The following is a 15,910-nucleotide window of genomic DNA, read 5'->3' on the forward strand; positions in this document are numbered from 1 at the left end:
GTTCCCGCTCGTGGCAGGAAACGCCCCCAGGGGCGGCCGCCGACGGATTGAGACGCACAAGGTCTCATCATTGTCTTGCGGCGTTTCAAACCCCTTCTTATATCAGCGCCAGAGCAGGGAACGCCTCCTCAAGAAGCGGGCCTTGCCATTTCGTCAACATAAGCCATGGGCCGTGCCGCTTCGGGGCGCGGCGGTCTGCTTGAAAGTGAGGGATCCCGCCATGGGTAAGGTTATTGGTATCGACCTCGGCACCACCAACTCCTGCGTCGCCGTTATGGAAGGCACGCAGCCCAAAGTTATCGAGAACGCGGAAGGCGCGCGGACGACTCCGTCCATCGTGGCCTTCACGGACGAAGGCGAGCGCCTCGTCGGCCAGCCGGCCAAGCGCCAGGCGGTCACGAATCCCGAGCGCACCTTCTTTGCCATCAAACGCCTGATCGGGCGCACCTTCGACGACCCCATGACCAAGAAGGACATGGGCCTCGTCCCCTACCACATCATCAAGGGCGCGAACGGCGATGCGTGGGTCGAGGCTGACGGCAAGCAGTATTCGCCGTCGCAGATCTCCGCCTTCACCCTGCAGAAGATGAAGGAAACCGCCGAGGCCTATCTCGGCCAGACGGTGACCCAGGCGGTCATCACGGTTCCGGCCTATTTCAACGACGCCCAGCGTCAGGCTACCAAGGACGCCGGCAAAATCGCCGGTCTCGAGGTGCTGCGCATCATCAACGAGCCCACGGCGGCAGCGCTCGCCTACGGCCTCGAGAAGAAGCAGCACGGCACGATTGCGGTCTACGACCTCGGCGGCGGCACCTTCGACGTCTCGATCCTCGAGATCGGCGACGGCGTATTCGAAGTGAAGTCCACCAACGGCGATACCTTCCTCGGCGGTGAAGACTTCGACATGCGTCTCGTCGAGTACCTCGCGGCCGAGTTCAAGAAGGAACAGGGCATCGACCTGACCAAGGACAAGCTCGCTCTCCAACGCCTGAAAGAGGCGGCGGAAAAGGCCAAGATCGAGCTGTCCTCGGCGCAGCAGACCGAAATCAACCTGCCCTATATCACGGCGGATGCATCCGGTCCGAAGCACCTCGCGCTCAAGCTTTCGCGCGCCAAGTTCGAGTCGCTCGTCGACGACCTGGTGCAGAAGACCATCGAGCCCTGCCGCAAGGCGTTGAAGGATGCCGGCCTCTCCGCCGGTGAGATCGACGAAGTGGTTCTCGTCGGCGGCATGACCCGCATGCCGAAGATCCAGGAAGTCGTGAAGGCGTTCTTCGGCAAGGAGCCCCATAAAGGCGTGAACCCGGACGAAGTGGTCGCCATCGGCGCCGCGGTCCAGGCTGGCGTGCTCCAGGGCGACGTCAAGGACGTGCTGCTTCTCGATGTGACCCCGCTCTCGCTCGGCATCGAGACGCTCGGCGGCGTGTTTACCCGCCTCATCGAGCGCAACACGACGATCCCGACCAAGAAGAGCCAGGTATTCTCGACTGCGGAAGACAACCAGAACGCGGTCACCATCCGCGTCTTCCAGGGCGAGCGCGAAATGGCGGCGGACAACAAGATGCTCGGCCAGTTCGACCTGATGGGCATTCCGCCGGCCCCGCGCGGCATGCCGCAGATCGAGGTGACCTTCGACATCGACGCCAACGGCATCGTCAACGTCACTGCGAAGGACAAGGCGACGGCCAAGGAGCAGCAGATCCGCATCCAGGCCTCGGGCGGCCTCTCGGAAGGTGACATCGACAAGATGGTGAAGGACGCCGAGGCACACGCCACCGAGGACAAGAAGCGCCGCGAGCTGGTCGAGGCCAAGAACCAGGGCGAAAGCCTTGTTCACACGACCGAGAAGTCGCTCAAGGATTACGGCGACAAGGTCTCGGAGGCCGACAAGCAGGGCATCGAGACAGCCATCGACGCGCTGAAGCAGGCTCTCGCCGGCGAGGATGCCGAGACGGTCAAGGCCCGCACCACGGACCTGATGCAGGCTTCCATGAAGCTTGGAGAAGCCATGTACCAGGCTTCGCAAGCGGCTGGCGACGGCGGCGAGCACGCCGGCGAAGAGCCCAAGAAGGACGACGTCATCGACGCCGACTTCCAGGAAGTCAGCGACGACGACAAGAAGAAACGGGCATAAACACGCCCCTGCCATTCCCGGCCGGAGGCGGCGCAAGCCGCCGAAGGGGAAGGGGTCCATCAGCCATAGCCGCTCATGGGTCCCCTTCCCTCGCTTCGCTCGCCGGGGATGACACGCACCGGGCAGAGGGGCGAAGACGAGATGTCTAAACGCGACTACTACGAGGTCCTCGGGGTTACCAAGACCGCGACCGAAGTTGAGATGAAATCCGCCTTCCGGAAGCTCGCGATGCAGTTCCACCCGGACCGCAACCCGGGGGATCACGAGGCGGAGGTCAAGTTCAAGGAAATCAACGAGGCGTATCAGACGCTCTCGGACGGCCAGAAGCGCGCAGCCTATGACCGCTACGGCCATGCGGCCTTCGCCAATGGTGGCGCTGGCGCGGGCGGCCCCGGCTTCGGCAATGACTTCTCCGACTTCATGTCGGACATCTTCGAGAATTTCTTCGGCGAGGGACGTGGTGGACGCGGCGGCGGCGGACACGGCGCGAGCGGCCGCGAACGCGGCGCGGATATGCGCTATAACCTCGAAATCAGCCTCGATGAGGCTTTCAACGGCAAGACGGCCGAACTCAAGATTCCGACCTCGATCACCTGCGAATCCTGCTCGGGCAGCGGCGCGAAGGCGGGGTCCAAGCCCAAGACCTGCCCCACCTGCGGCGGCGCGGGTCGGGTGCGGGCGACGCAAGGTTTCTTCTCGATCGAGCGTACCTGCCCGAATTGCCACGGACGTGGCGAGACCATCGACGATCCTTGCGCCGATTGCGGCGGCGCGGGCCGGGTCACGCGCGAGCGCACGCTCTCGGTCAACATCCCGGCAGGCGTCGAGGACGGCACCCGCATCCGCCTTTCGGGCGAGGGCGAGGCGGGCCTGCGCGGCGGACCGGCGGGCGATCTCTACATTTTCCTGTCGCTCAAAACGCATCCGTTCTTCCAGCGCGACGGGGCCGACCTGTTCTGCCGCGTGCCGATTTCGATGGTCACGGCCGCGCTTGGCGGCGAGCTCAACGTGCCGACCTTGAGCGGTACGGAAGCCCAAGTGAAGGTCCCCGACGGCACCCAGTCCGGCAAGCAGTTCCGCCTCAGGGGCAAGGGCATGCCCGTGCTGCGGTCGCGGGATGTGGGCGACCTCTACATTCAGGTTGTTGTGGAAACCCCACAAAAACTCTCGAAGCGTCAGCGCGAGCTGCTGATGGAGTTCGACCAGGAGTGTTCCAAGGAAAATCACCCGGAAAGTTCGGGCTTTTTCTCGCGCTTCCGCGAATTTCTCGATGGGTTCAGTGGATCCGCTTAACTTGACGGTCGTTTTCCTAGAGTTCTAGAATCTGATCATGGCTCTCATGAACCGTGATCAGACTCTAACCTCTTGCTGCCGCATGATTTTATCAGGGAACCCGATTCCACTTTTCTGAATCATGTTCTAAACAACCGATGTGATCCGCCCGAGCGAGGGGTCCTCTCAGTGCTTCAGTCGTTTCAACGGCCTACGCCCCGGAAATTGCCCCTCCGCAAGGACCGCTTCGAGGACGAGGCCCGCTTCCTAAGATCCTGGCTGGAACGGCCGCTGGTCGTCGGCGCGGTCATGCCCTCCGGCAAGGCGCTTGCTCGGACCATGGCATCTTATGTGGATCCGCGCATTCCCGGCCCCGTGATCGAGCTCGGGCCCGGCACCGGACCGGTGACGGATGCCCTGATCCGGCGCGGCGTGGCTCAGGATCGACTGGTCCTCATCGAATACAGCCCCGAATTCTGCCAACTCCTGAAACGTCGCTTCCCGAAGGCGACCATCATCCAGGGCGACGCGTACGATCTTGAGGAGACGCTGGCAGGCGTCTTGAGCGAGCCCGCGGCGGCGACCGTGTCGAGCCTCCCGCTGTTCACCAAGCCCATGGACCAGCGCCTCGACCTCTTGGAAACCGCGCAAGGGATGATGCAAGCGGAAGCGCCGTTCATCCAGTTCACCTATGCGGTCGTGCCGCCGATCCCGTCGCGCTCGCAAGCCTACAAGACCCGCGCCTCCAACCGCATCTGGCGCAACCTCCCCCCGGCCCGCGTGTGGGTCTACAACAAGGCAACGACCCCATGAGCCCAACGATGCCCCTGTCGACGGATTCCATTCCGGTAGGGGACATTCGCGACCGGCTCATCATTGGGCTCGATGTGCCCTCCGTCGAGGAGGCGCGCGCCATCGTCCAGCGCATCGGCGACGCCGGGACTTTCTACAAGATCGGCTATCAGCTTGCCTATGCAGGCGGTTTCGCATTCGTGCAGGAGCTGATCGCTCAAGGCAAGAAGGTCTTTCTCGACCTCAAGCTCCACGACATCGGCAACACGGTCGAAGAAGGCGTGCGCTCCATCGCGCGGCTTGGGGCAACGCTTCTCACCGTCCATGCCTATCCGCAGACCATGCGCGCCGCCGTGGCGGGCAAGGCCGGATCGGACCTGAAAATTCTGGCCGTGACCGTGCTCACGTCTTACGACGATCAGGACCTGATCGAAGCAGGCTACGCACCCGTTCCGGCGGCGGACCTCGTCGCCAAGCGGGCAGCTCAGGCCCGCGACATCGGCATTGACGGCATCGTCTGCGCCGCGCCGGAAGCGGCGCGCGTGCGCGCCATCGTCGGCCCCGACCGGCTCATCGTGACGCCGGGCATCCGCCCTGCCGGGTCGGAAGCGGGCGATCAGAAACGCATCGTCACCCCGGGGGAGGCGCTGCGTCTCGGCTCATCCCATCTCGTCGTCGCCCGCCCTATCGTGAAGGCCGCCGATCCGCGCGCGGCCGCACAGGCAATCGTTGCGGAGATGGCCGCAGCCCTCGCCTAGGACCTCGTGATCGAGCCCGATACCACGGACAGCGAGATCCCATTCGAAAGCGGCATCGCGAAAAGGAAAGCCGGAGCGACCGCTCAAGGCCACTCCGGCTCACGCCTTATCGGCGGGATCAGTTCGCGAGGTTTTCGCGAACCATCAGCGGCTGTATGCCGAACACCGCCGGATCATCCGGATCGACCGTAACCCGCACAGCCTGAACCTGATCCGCGCCCATGACCTGAAGGCGCATGACGCCCGGGATGGGTTTGAACTCGGCATTTTGCATCGGCACGTATTCGAAGACATGCTCATCGCCCTCGATCACGAGGATCGGACGGTTCAGGATCTTCGCGGCGCGTTCGATTCCCTTGAGGGTGTTGACGAAGGCCGAAGCGACCGGCAGTCCACCCGTCTTCTGGCGGATGTCGTAGGGGTTCGCCTGGAAGCCGATGACCATGGCTTTCAGGCCGCGCTCGCTTGCCTTCTTCACGCTGTCGTCGAGCCAGGCGATGTTGGCCCTGTCGCGCTCGAAATATTCCAGCGCCGTTTTGGGATTGAGGGGTTCGAAATTGTTGTTCGAGCCGACGATGTGCAGCGTCACGAACATCACGCCGTTCTTCTCGAAGCGGGCGTTCTCGACGAAGGTCTTGTGCTCCGGCATCGCAAGCGCCTGGCTTTCCACCGGCATCGGCTTGCGGCCGAGCGACTGGTCCGGCTTCGGATAGAACATCGAGCGGATGACCGAGAGGCGTTCCAGCGGGTCGAACTTGCCCGCGGCGTCGCGGTGGCAATCGGTCCATTCATTGTCGCCCGGCGTGTAGACGAGCGGCCCCTCGAAGGTGGCGAATTGGTTGAACACCTTCTGGAAATTCTCGGTCGTGCAGAGTGACGAACCGGACTTGATATCGCCGATATGAATCGAGAACGCCGGGCCGATCTTGTTGATCGCGGCGATCAAGCGGTCGAATTTCTCGTAATCCTTCGGGATGTTGTAGGGCATGTCGCCGAGCGCAACGAATTCGAAGGCGTTCGGCCCCGCCGCGAGGGTCGGGGACGTGAGCGCGAGAAGGCCAAGACATGCCGCCTTGAGAGTCCTGATCATCGAAAAATCCTTTGTTGGGGCGAAAATTTCGATAAGTTGCGACCATCACAGCTGCATGACAGCGCAAGCCAATTCCTGGCTTTCGTTGATCGAGGAGAGTTTAGATGCCTAAGGCCTATGTCATCGCCCGCGTCACCGTCACGAACCCCGAAGCCTATGCGGAATATGCGAAAGGCGCGACGGAGGCGATCCGCAAGTACAACGGCCGGCCGTTGGCTCGCGGCGGCGCTTATGAGGCGCTCGAAGGTGAAGCGCGTCCGCGCAACGTGGTGATCGAGTTCGAATCGATGGACGCGGCCCGGACCTATTACAACTCTCCCGAATATCAGGCGGCCAAGGCCAAGCGCGATGGCGCTTGCATTGCCGAATTCGTTCTCGTCGAAGGCGCGGAATAATGGCGAAGGGGTACTGGATCGGCCGCGTCGATGTCACCAGCCCGGAAGCCTACCAGAACTACGTCAAGGCCAACGGACCCGCTTTCGCCAAGTTCGGCGCGCGCTTCCTGGTGCGCGGCGGCGCGTTCAAGGCAGTCGAGGGCGACGCGCGCTCCCGCAACGTCGTGATCGAGTTCCCCTCCTACGAGGCGGCTTTGGCCTGCTGGGATTCTCCCGAATACAAGGCGGCGAAGGCCGAGCGCGATGGCCACGCGGTGGCGGAAATCATCGTCATCGAGGGATATGACGGGCCACAGCCAGGTTAGTATCCGCGACGCTCCCCTTTCCTTAAGGCAGGGGGGCGTCCCAATCTTGCGCTTCTCAGCCGTGGCTCAAGCCATTATACCCTGACACCGAAAACGGGAGAACGGGCATGAGCGAAATGCGACTCGTCGTGGTTGGTGCGGCCGGACGCATGGGACGCATGCTCATCAAGGCAATCGCCGAAGCCGAGGGCTGCCGCCTTGTCGGCGCCATCGCGAAGAAAGGCTCCGACGCGCTCGGGCACGATGCGGGGCAGCTTGCCGGAACCGGCCTCCTCGATGTGAAGGTGACGGACGATCCTCTGCCCGTCTTCGCGAAGGCCGACGGCGTGCTCGATTTCACCACGCCCGCCGCGACGACCGCCTTTGCGGCGCTGGCAGCCCAAGCCCGCATCGTGCATGTAATCGGCACCACCGGCCTGCAGGATCAGGATTTCACCAAGCTTGAAGCGGCGGCCCGGCATGCGCGCATCGTCCAATCCGGCAACATGTCGCTCGGCGTGAACCTTTTGGCTGGCCTCGTGCGCAAGGTGGCGGCGACGTTGAGCGATGATTTCGACATCGAAATTCTCGAGATGCACCATCGCATGAAGGTGGATGCCCCCTCCGGCACCGCGCTTCTTCTCGGCGAGGCGGCGGCGCAGGGCCGCAAGATCTCGCTCAAGGACCGCTCGGTGCGCACGCGCGACGGGCACACCGGCGTGAGAAACCCCGGCGATATCGGCTTTGCGACCCTTCGCGGCGGCACGGTCGTGGGCGAACACACAGTGATGTTCGCAGGCCTCGGCGAGCGCCTGGAATTGTCCCACCGCGCGGAAGACCGCAGCATCTTCGCCCGTGGCGCGGTGAAGGCCGCGCTCTGGGCCTTCGACAAGAAACCGGGCTATTACGGCATGGACGACGTGCTCGGCCTGGAAAACCTCTGACTCATCAGACTACGCCATCCAACTGGAGACCTGACACGATGAAGCGCCTTCTCGTCCTTGCCCGCCATGGCCAGAGTGACTGGAATCTCAAGAACCTGTTCACCGGCTGGAAGGACCCGGGCCTGACCGACCTCGGCGTCGAAGAGGCGCGCGCGGCGGGCCGCCGCCTGAAGGCGCTCGGCATTCAGTTCGATGTGGCCTACACCTCTGATCTCTCCCGCGCCCAGCGCACCTGTCAGTTGATCCTTGACGAAATCGGTCAGCCGAACCTCACGACCATCAAGGAGCAGGCGCTGAACGAGCGCGATTACGGCGATCTGTCCGGCCTCAACAAGGACGATGCCCGCGCCAAATGGGGCGAGGATCAGGTCCATCTGTGGCGCCGCTCCTACGACGTGCCCCCTCCCGGCGGCGAGAGCCTGAAGGACACGGTTGCCCGCGTGCTGCCCTATTATGTCAGCGAGATCCTGCCCCGCGTGATGCGCGGCGAACGCGTTCTGGTGGCGGCCCACGGCAACTCGCTGCGTGCTCTCGTGATGGTGCTCGATCACCTGAACGCAGACACGATCCCGTCCATGGAACTCGCGACCGGCGTGCCGCTGGTCTATGAACTCAAGGACGATACCACCGTCGCCAGCAAGAAAGTGCTCGAAGCGTGAGCGACATTCGCTTTCTCGACGCGGAACAGGCCGAGCGCGAGCGCATGAACCTGGCCGAGACGCTCGCCGATTGCGTGGCGGGCGGAGCCTCGGTGGGCTTCATGTGGCCTTTCCCGGTCGAGGAGGCGGTCTCCTGGTGGGACGGCGTGATCGAAAACGTCGCCGCAGGCAAGACGCTTCTTTTCGGCGCGTATGCGGACGGGGTCCTGTCGGGCACCGTGCAAATCGGCCTCGATGGCCCCTGCAACCAACGCCACCGCGGCGACGTGAAGAAGCTTCTGGTCCACCGCCGCGCGCGCCGGAAAGGATTGGCGCAGCGATTGTTGGCGGCCCTGGAGGATGAGGCGCGGGCGCGCGGCCTGTCGCTCCTGACGCTCGACACCGTCACCGGCTCGGACGCCGAGCAGCTTTATGAAAAGTTGGGTTGGACGAAATCGGGCGTCATTCCCGATTTCGCCATGTGGCCGGATGGGCGGCTCTGCGCGACGACGGTTTTCTGGAAAAAGTTGGGATAAGGACCCCGACGCCCTCCCCTTGCGGGGAGAGTACGAGACCGTCTCTTGCCTTCCTTGCGAATTCAGTTCCGCCTTATCTGACTTCTCATCTCATCCTGAGGGGCCGCGAAGCGGCGTCTCGAAGCCAGCGCGCATCGGAAGCCTCGCCCTTCGAGGTGTTTCTCGGAACCCTCGGCCTATGCCTGCGCCGCCCGCTCGCTAGAATACCGGCCATGACCAGCGTCACCCTCGCTCCCGGCCTCATCTACTATCCCGATTATCTCGACCGCTCGGCGCAGGAGGCTCTGCTCCAGGCCCTGCGTGAGATCACCCGGGAGGCTCCGCTTTTCAGCCCGACGATGCCCCGCACCGGCAGGCCGTTCTCCGTGCGCATGACCAATTGCGGCCGGCTGGGCTGGGTGTCCGACATCGACGGCTATCGCTATCAGCCGACACATCCCGAAACCGGCAAGCCCTGGCCCGACATGCCGGAGCGCGTGCTCAAAGCCTGGGAAGAGTTGAGCGGTTATCCGCATCCGCCCGATGCCTGCCTCGTCAATTTCTACGAGCCCACGGCGCGGATGGGGTTGCATCAGGACAAGGACGAAATGGAATTCGACGCGCCCGTAGTCTCCCTGTCGCTCGGCGACACCGCCCTCTTTCGTTACGGCGGGCCGGAGCGCAACGATCCGACGCGCTCGATCAGACTACGCTCAGGCGACGCCATCGTGTTCGGCGGGCCGGCACGGCTGATTTATCATGGCATTGACCGGCTCATGACGGGCACATCGGACCTGCTGCCGCAGGGGGGACGCCTCAATCTCACCTTGCGCAAGGTGGAGAAGCCGCTTTAAGCCTTATGGAACAGATGTTTGGAGGGGACCTATGAAGGGTTTTGTTGCCGCAACGTTAGGTTTCATCCTGTCTTTTCACGCGGCACTCGCGGCCGAGCCGGTATTTCCGCCCGCTTCTCGGATCGGCATCGTGCCGCCTGAGGACATGATGCCCTCGAAGCGCTTTTCCGGGTTCGAAAACCAGGAGAGGGCGGCGGCCATCAGTTTCGTCGAGATGCCGGCCGAGGCCTACGGGCAGTTGGTGTCGGGCCTGACCAAGGAAGCCCTGAAACGGCAGGGCATGAGCGTGACCTTCCGCGAGAACCTGAAGCTCGGGTCCAAGACCGGCGTGCTGGTCGCGGGCACCGTGGTGGGGCCGGAAGCGGGCCGCAAATGGGTGCTGGCGTTGAAAGACGGCGATCTGACCGCTCTTCTCATCGCGCAGGTCCAGGGCGGTTCGGACGGCTATAGCGACGCGCAGATGCGCAGCGCCCTGAAGAGCGTGGCCTTACGGGGACCGGTGTCCCTCGACGAGCAGGTTTCCGCCCTGCCCTTCCGGGTCAACGACAAGGCGGGATTTCGCCCGGTGCGGGTCCTCTCGGGCAGTTCGGTGCTCTTTACCGAAGGCCCGCTCGACACGATCAAAGCCATGGAGCAGCCCATCGTGATCCTGGCCGCCTCCCTGAGCCCCCCGCCCCCGTCCGGCGAGCGGCGGGACCAGTTCGCGCAAGCGGCGCTGAACTCGAACCAGATTCTCAAGAACGTCACCTTCGAGCGCTCGGAATCCTTCCGCTTCAAGGGGCAGGAATGGCACGAGATCGTCGCCAAGGCCACGGATGCGGTTTCCGGGCAGCCGATGGTCGTGATGCAGACGATCCGGTTCGAGCCTGACCGCTATGTCCGCATGGTCGGCCTGGCGCGTATCGATCAGCGCGAGCAACTCCTGCCGCGATTCCGCAATGTGATCGACGGTGTGGATATGAGGCCTTAGAGCATCACGCGCAGAATTGGCTCTCGGTTCTTCGCAAAAATGATGTGAGAACAAAGAGATAGAGCGTCCATTTGCATGAAAGGCCATTTGGCTTGGATGATCCCGATTTGATGATTCATCCGGATCTTCTGACTGCCGTGATGCTTGTTTACGCGCCGAACGGGCTCGAATGTTCAGAGCCGAAGAGGGAGCAAGAAAGCGCAGAATATGGCGCCTATACACTTGAACTGAGCGGCTTGGCCTTGCGGTTCCGGGTCTCCAAGATCACGCCTACAAAAGTCGGGCAGTTCGTGACGTTATGGAAGCGGGTTGGAGATGGTCCGATCCAGCCCTTCGACGCATCCGATCCGGTCGATTTTTTTGTTATCAGCTGCCGCAAAGATCGGCGTTTGGGCCAGTTTGTCTTTCCCAAGTCTGTTTTGTGCGAACGGGACATCGTTGCGCGCAATGGCAAGGGCGGCAAGCGGGCTATCCGCATTTACCCGCCTTGGGACGGGCCGACGGGCCGACAGGCCCTGCAAACGCAGAACTGGCAGCTCAACTACTTTTTGGAAACACCGGAAGACCGGCCCTTGGACCACGCCAGAGCCCGGACGCTTTACGGCCTGCAGCCTGCCTCCGAATGATGGAATTGCGGCGTCCGACCTAATCTCTGCGCGGGAACGCCGGCAGCGACCAGCCGCGCAGGATAGCGAGCGCGCGCAAGGTAAAGCCCGCAGCGAACCCTGCCGCCGCGCTTGAAAAGGGATCCAGACCGAGCCTCTGGAGACCGACCATCACCGCCGCGCCAAGCGCCGCTGCCGTGACATAGATTTCCTGCCGCAGCACGAGCGGCGTCGTGCCGGCGAAAATATCGCGGATGATGCCCCCGAAGGTCGCGGTGGTGGTGCCGAGCACCACGGCGGAGAGGGCCGGTACTCCCGCCGTCAGGGCCTTGCCGGTGCCCATGACGGCGAAGAGCGCAAGACCCAGGGCGTCGGCCCATAACAGCACACGCCCGCGCCGTCCGCCCTCCATGGCGGCAACCCGCGTCGGGCCGAGCGCGAAAACGAATTCGGCCACCAGGAGACAAACGAGCACATCGGTCGGATCGCCGACCCAGAAGACCGGTTTAATGCCGATCAGCACGTCCCGCACGGTGCCGCCGCCGACGCCGGTCAGGGTCGCCAGTAGCGCGAAGCCGAACGGATCCATGCCTTTGCGGGCCGCCATCAATGCGCCGGATAGCGCGAAGACAGCGACGCCGATGGTCTCAAAAGGAAGGTTGCCGAGAAAGGTCACAGCTATGGTGTCCGGAAAGGGGAACATCCCTTTCCGACAAGATCATGCGCTGGAAGTCAACAAGGGCTCTGCCAACATAAGCTCGGCGGGAGCCTTTAAGACGCGGCTGAGTTATCCGCTTCTTGGGACCCGGCCCCGTTGGCCGTCGCCTTCGGGCCGCCCTTGGCGACGCCCACGAGGGCCGGACGCAGCACCCGGTCGCCGATGACGTAGCCCGATTGGACCACCTGAACGACCGTGCCGTTCGGAACGTCCGGGTTCGGAACCTCGAACATGGCCTGATGCACGTTGGGGTCGAATTTCTGGCCCTCCGGGTCGAGTTTCTTCACGCCGTGGCGCTCGAGGGCTTTCAGGAAATCGCGTTCGGTCAGATCGATGCCCTCGATCAGGCCCTTGAACGAGCCGTCAGCGGTGCTACGGGCGTCCTCGGGCACGCTCTCAATGGCGCGGCGGATGTTGTCGGCCACGTTCAGCATGTCGCGGGCGAAATTGGCGACGCCATAGGCGCGGGCATCGGCCGTCTCGCGCTCGGTGCGCCGGCGCAGGTTTTCCATTTCGGCCATGACGCGCAGGAGCTTGTCCTTCAGATCCGCCTTCTCGGCCTCGAGCGTGGCGATCGGATCAGGCGTAGCCTCTGTGACGGCCTCCTGAGCGGTCTCGGTCTGCGGGGTCGTGTTCGGGTCTTCCGTTTCGTTCGGCTTCATCATCGCTCAACTGAGATGGAAAAAGGTTCCGGGCACATATCATGTCCCCGCTCCCACAAATCAAGCACTGCGTCGCGGAGAGGGTTCCCTTTCCTCGCCCTGAAACACATCCAGGAGCGTGCGGCGAATGGTGGCCTGACGGCCCGAATGGGTCACCTTCGTTCCGGTCAAGTCCGTCACATAGAACACGTCGACGGCCTTTTCGCCGAAGGTGACGATGTGAGCCGAGGCGATGTTGAGGTTGAGTTTTCCAAGCGCAGTCGTGAGATCATAGAGCAGGCCTGGCCGGTCGAGCCCGGACACTTCGATGACCGTCTGGCGATTTGACAGGGTATTGTCGATGACGACTTCCGGCGGCACCTGGAACGCCTTCGCGCGCTCTTTTGCCGGACGTTTGCCATCAACAAGATCGGCGATCTTCACCTCGCCCTTCAACGCCCGCTCGATGGCGCTCGCGACACGCTCGGCGCGGCGCAGCTCGTCCTCATCCCGGTCGAAGGCACGCGACAAAACGATGGTGTCGAGGGCCATGCCGTCCGTGGTGGTGAAGATCTGCGCATCGACGATGTTGCCGCCCGCCGCTGCGCATGCGCCGGTGACGATCGCGAGCAGGCGCGGATGGTCGGGCGAGAGAACGGTGAACTCGGTGACGCCACGAAACTGATCCGTCTCGTACGCGGTCGTCACCGTGCGGCCGGCCTTGTCAGCCTCCTGCACGAAGCGGGCCTGCTTGGCGCGCCGCGCCTCGTCGGTCTTCAGCCAATAGGCGGGCGAGTGGCGCGCAATGTAAGCCTCGAACATATCCTGCCGCCAATCGGGCAATTCGGCGCGCAATTGCTCCTGTGCGAGACGCACTCGTTCGGACCGCGCGAGATCGGCCGTGCCACCGCCCAGCATCACCTCGGTCTCGTGGTAGAGATTGCGCAGAAGTTGCCCCTTCCATCCGGTCCAGACGCCCGGCCCGACGGCCCGGATATCAGCGATGGTGAGCACGAGGAGAAGCTTCAGCCGCTCCATGGTCTGCACCACATCGGCGAAGCTCTTGATCGTCGCCGGATCGGACAGATCACGGCTCTGCGCGGTGTTCGACATCAGCAGGTGGTGCTCGATCAACCAGGCGACCGCGTCGGTTTCCGCCGCACTCAATCCGAAGCGGGGACCGAGCTTGCGCGCGATGACAGCGCCTGCCACCGAGTGATCCTGCGGGCGGCCTTTCGCGATGTCGTGCAGGAAGACCGCCACATAGAGCGCGCGCCGGTTGCGGATCGACGCGAAGATCTGGTCGGCGAGCGGATGCTCGTTCTCGAGTTGCCCGCCCTCGATCTCCGTCAGCACGCCGATGGAGCGGATGAGGTGTTCGTCCACCGTGTAGTGATGATACATGTTGAACTGCATCATCGACACGATCCGCCCGAAATCCGGGATGAAGCGCCCGAGCACACCCGCTTCGTTCATCAAGCGCAACACCACTTCCGGCGCATTCTTCGAGGTGAGAATGTCGAGGAAGAGCTTGTTCGCTTCCGGGTCGTTGCGAAGATGCGGGCCAATGAGCGAGAGCGAGCGCGTCGCAAGCCGCTTCGCATCCGGGTGCACCGGCAGGTTGTGCCGATCGGCGAGCCAGAACAAACGGATCAGGTTAACCGGATCGTGCTCGAAGGCATGCTCCGTGCGCACATTGATGCGGTTGTTGTCGATGATGAAATCATCACCCACAAGCGCCCCGCCGCGCCGCCGGCGCAAACGCCCGAGCATGCGGTCGAGGACAGGACGGCGCTTCGCCTGACGCGCCTCCAGTTCCGCACAAACGATGGCGGTGAGATCGCCCACATCCTTCGCAATGCGAAAATACGCTTTCATGAAACGCTCGACCGCCGACAACCCGCCGCGCCCGGTAAAGCCGATGCGTTCGGCGATGACGCGCTGCATGTCGAAGGTCAGGCGCTCTTCCGCGCGGCCCGTGGCGAAGTGCAAATGGCAGCGCACGCGCCATAAGAATTCCTCGCAGCGCGCGAACAGCCTGAATTCCTCCGGCGTGAACAGCCCGGCCTTCACCAGCTCTTCCGGCTCGCGCACGCGGTAGACGTATTTCGAAATCCAGAACAGCGTATTGAGGTCGCGAAGGCCGCCCTTGCCATCCTTGACATTCGGTTCGACGAGATAACGCGACGCGCCCGCCTTGGCGACGCGGGCATCGCGCTCCTTCAGTTTCGCATCGACGAAATCGGGCGCGGAGGTCGCGATGATCTCGCGGTCGAAGCGCCCGACAAGCGTATTGTAAAGCTCGCGATCGCCGAACAGGAAACGCGATTCAAGAAGCGATGTGCGGATCGTCATGTCCGCCATGCCCTCACGGATGCAATCCTCCACCGAGCGGGTGGCATGGCCGACCTTCAGCTTCAAATCCCACAGCACATAGAGCATCGCCTCGACGACGCTCTCACTCCAGGCGGTCTGCTTGTAGGGCAGCAGAAACAGAAGATCGACGTCGGAGCCAGGAGCCAGCGTGCCGCGCCCATAACCGCCGGTCGCCACGACGGCAAGGCGCTCGCCCATGGAAGGATTGTCCGCCGGGTAGAGATGCCCGACCACTGCGTTGTGCACCGCTCGGACCAGCCCGTCCATCTGCGCCGACAGGGTCCGCGCGCAGGCCAGCCCGCTCTGCTTCTCCAACAGCACCTTCTCGGCCTCGGCCCTGCCCTCGTCGAGATAACGCTTCAGTTCCGGCACCAGCCTGGCGCGCAGAGCCGGCGCCTCATTGAGAGGCTCCTCGCCGAGGTTCTTCAGAATGGTCTCAAGACTATGGCTCGGCATGAATGACCCGGTTCGCGGCGAAATTCGTCATCACCCGCCTTGTCCGCTGATCCGATTGGCAGTGCTCGTCCAATCGAGATGGCCGGGACGAGGCCGCCGCCATGACGAAGAGATGTAATTCTCAAACGGCCTTTTAGCATTTCAGACGGCCTCGTCCCATCGTCCCGTAATGAGATCGCCCAAAAACACGATTTCATTCTGTATACCCCCCGCCCGTCTCCCAGGTTTTTCAGAACGGATTCAAACCGATGGCTGGCATAGGGGGCCGGTTCGAAGATCGGTCGGCTTTGCCCATTCAGGCGGCGCTCGTCCTGTCATCCGAATCCGTGGCCTCGGCATAAAACACAGCTCCGTTCTGTATAAAGTATGCGTTTGACATGGCAAACATGTGGTTCTATAAAAAGGACACGCGCCGATTTGAGCATGCAGCTTGCGGGCGCGAAACAAGTGCAGCTAAAGCGCCGGGCG

At 63.1% G+C, this 15,910-nt stretch carries 16 protein-coding genes; 12 read left to right on the forward strand and 4 right to left on the reverse strand.

Translation table 11 applies throughout. From position 1 onward, the window contains the following. Nucleotides 1-220: 220 nt before the first annotated feature. The 4 genes from dnaK to pyrF all read left to right on the forward strand — a co-directional run bounded on the left by dnaK (nucleotide 221) and on the right by pyrF (nucleotide 4,956). Complete coding sequence (dnaK, locus tag I2H38_RS10305; RefSeq protein ID WP_196271766.1) at nucleotides 221-2,134, forward strand: molecular chaperone DnaK; 1,914 nt, start codon at nucleotides 221-223, stop codon at nucleotides 2,132-2,134. 141 nt (nucleotides 2,135-2,275) lie between these two features. Further along, nucleotides 2,276-3,427: a molecular chaperone DnaJ gene (gene dnaJ / locus I2H38_RS10310; protein WP_196271767.1), complete on the forward strand. Its 1,152-nt coding sequence runs from the start codon at nucleotides 2,276-2,278 to the stop codon at nucleotides 3,425-3,427. A 168-nt stretch (nucleotides 3,428-3,595) separates the two neighbouring features. Next, a complete protein-coding gene (locus tag I2H38_RS10315; protein ID WP_196271768.1) occupies nucleotides 3,596-4,219 on the forward strand; it encodes a class I SAM-dependent methyltransferase in 624 nt (207 codons plus the stop codon). 8 nt (nucleotides 4,220-4,227) lie between these two features. Continuing rightward, nucleotides 4,228-4,956 carry an orotidine-5'-phosphate decarboxylase gene (pyrF, locus tag I2H38_RS10320; RefSeq protein ID WP_196271769.1) on the forward strand — a complete coding sequence of 243 codons (729 nt, stop codon included), beginning with the start codon at nucleotides 4,228-4,230 and terminating at the stop codon, nucleotides 4,954-4,956. Between the two features lie 118 nt (nucleotides 4,957-5,074). Here the strand turns inward: pyrF and I2H38_RS10325 are convergent, their stop codons facing one another. Further along, nucleotides 5,075-6,046, reverse strand: a complete 972-nt coding sequence (locus tag I2H38_RS10325; RefSeq protein ID WP_196271770.1) for a hypothetical protein — start codon at nucleotides 6,044-6,046, stop codon at nucleotides 5,075-5,077. A 104-nt stretch (nucleotides 6,047-6,150) separates the two neighbouring features. Here I2H38_RS10325 and I2H38_RS10330 point away from each other — a divergent pair, with 104 nt between their 5' ends. The 8 genes from I2H38_RS10330 (at nucleotide 6,151) to I2H38_RS10365 (ending at nucleotide 11,272) form a co-directional block, all read left to right on the forward strand. Further along, a complete protein-coding gene (locus I2H38_RS10330) occupies nucleotides 6,151-6,441 on the forward strand; it encodes a DUF1330 domain-containing protein (protein WP_196271771.1) in 291 nt (96 codons plus the stop codon). Next, the gene (locus I2H38_RS10335) at nucleotides 6,441-6,746 is read left to right on the forward strand and encodes a DUF1330 domain-containing protein (RefSeq protein WP_196271772.1); all 306 of its coding nucleotides are present in this window, start codon (nucleotides 6,441-6,443) and stop codon (nucleotides 6,744-6,746) included. Before I2H38_RS10330 ends, I2H38_RS10335 begins: the two co-directional genes overlap by 1 nt. 116 nt (nucleotides 6,747-6,862) lie before the next feature. Continuing rightward, complete coding sequence (gene dapB / locus I2H38_RS10340; RefSeq protein ID WP_196271938.1) at nucleotides 6,863-7,669, forward strand: 4-hydroxy-tetrahydrodipicolinate reductase; 807 nt, start codon at nucleotides 6,863-6,865, stop codon at nucleotides 7,667-7,669. 38 nt (nucleotides 7,670-7,707) lie between these two features. Further along, nucleotides 7,708-8,328: a 2,3-bisphosphoglycerate-dependent phosphoglycerate mutase gene (locus I2H38_RS10345; RefSeq protein WP_196271773.1), complete on the forward strand. Its 621-nt coding sequence runs from the start codon at nucleotides 7,708-7,710 to the stop codon at nucleotides 8,326-8,328. After that, the gene (locus I2H38_RS10350) at nucleotides 8,325-8,843 is read left to right on the forward strand and encodes a GNAT family N-acetyltransferase (RefSeq protein ID WP_407664056.1); all 519 of its coding nucleotides are present in this window, start codon (nucleotides 8,325-8,327) and stop codon (nucleotides 8,841-8,843) included. Before I2H38_RS10345 ends, I2H38_RS10350 begins: the two co-directional genes overlap by 4 nt. A gap of 212 nt (nucleotides 8,844-9,055) precedes the next feature. Next, nucleotides 9,056-9,676 carry an alpha-ketoglutarate-dependent dioxygenase AlkB gene (locus I2H38_RS10355; protein ID WP_196271774.1) on the forward strand — a complete coding sequence of 207 codons (621 nt, stop codon included), beginning with the start codon at nucleotides 9,056-9,058 and terminating at the stop codon, nucleotides 9,674-9,676. A gap of 31 nt (nucleotides 9,677-9,707) precedes the next feature. Further along, complete coding sequence (locus tag I2H38_RS10360) at nucleotides 9,708-10,646, forward strand: hypothetical protein (protein ID WP_196271775.1); 939 nt, start codon at nucleotides 9,708-9,710, stop codon at nucleotides 10,644-10,646. 92 nt (nucleotides 10,647-10,738) lie between these two features. Continuing rightward, a complete protein-coding gene (locus I2H38_RS10365) occupies nucleotides 10,739-11,272 on the forward strand; it encodes a MepB family protein (protein WP_210324760.1) in 534 nt (177 codons plus the stop codon). Between the two features lie 19 nt (nucleotides 11,273-11,291). Here I2H38_RS10365 and I2H38_RS10370 read toward each other — a convergent pair whose 3' ends face one another. The 3 genes from I2H38_RS10370 to I2H38_RS10380 form a co-directional block, all read right to left on the reverse strand. Further along, entirely contained in the window at nucleotides 11,292-11,954 is a 663-nt protein-coding gene (locus tag I2H38_RS10370) for a trimeric intracellular cation channel family protein (RefSeq protein ID WP_196271776.1), read from the reverse strand. Nucleotides 11,955-12,022: 68 nt separating this feature from the next. Continuing rightward, nucleotides 12,023-12,631: a nucleotide exchange factor GrpE gene (gene grpE, locus I2H38_RS10375; RefSeq protein ID WP_196271941.1), complete on the reverse strand. Its 609-nt coding sequence runs from the start codon at nucleotides 12,629-12,631 to the stop codon at nucleotides 12,023-12,025. A 60-nt stretch (nucleotides 12,632-12,691) separates the two neighbouring features. Next, the gene (locus I2H38_RS10380) at nucleotides 12,692-15,442 is read right to left on the reverse strand and encodes a [protein-PII] uridylyltransferase (RefSeq protein WP_196271777.1); all 2,751 of its coding nucleotides are present in this window, start codon (nucleotides 15,440-15,442) and stop codon (nucleotides 12,692-12,694) included. Between the last annotated feature and the right edge of the window lie 468 nt (nucleotides 15,443-15,910).

This window comes from Microvirga alba (assembly GCF_015694465.1).
GTDB classification, from domain to species: Bacteria; Pseudomonadota; Alphaproteobacteria; order Rhizobiales; family Beijerinckiaceae; genus Microvirga; species Microvirga alba.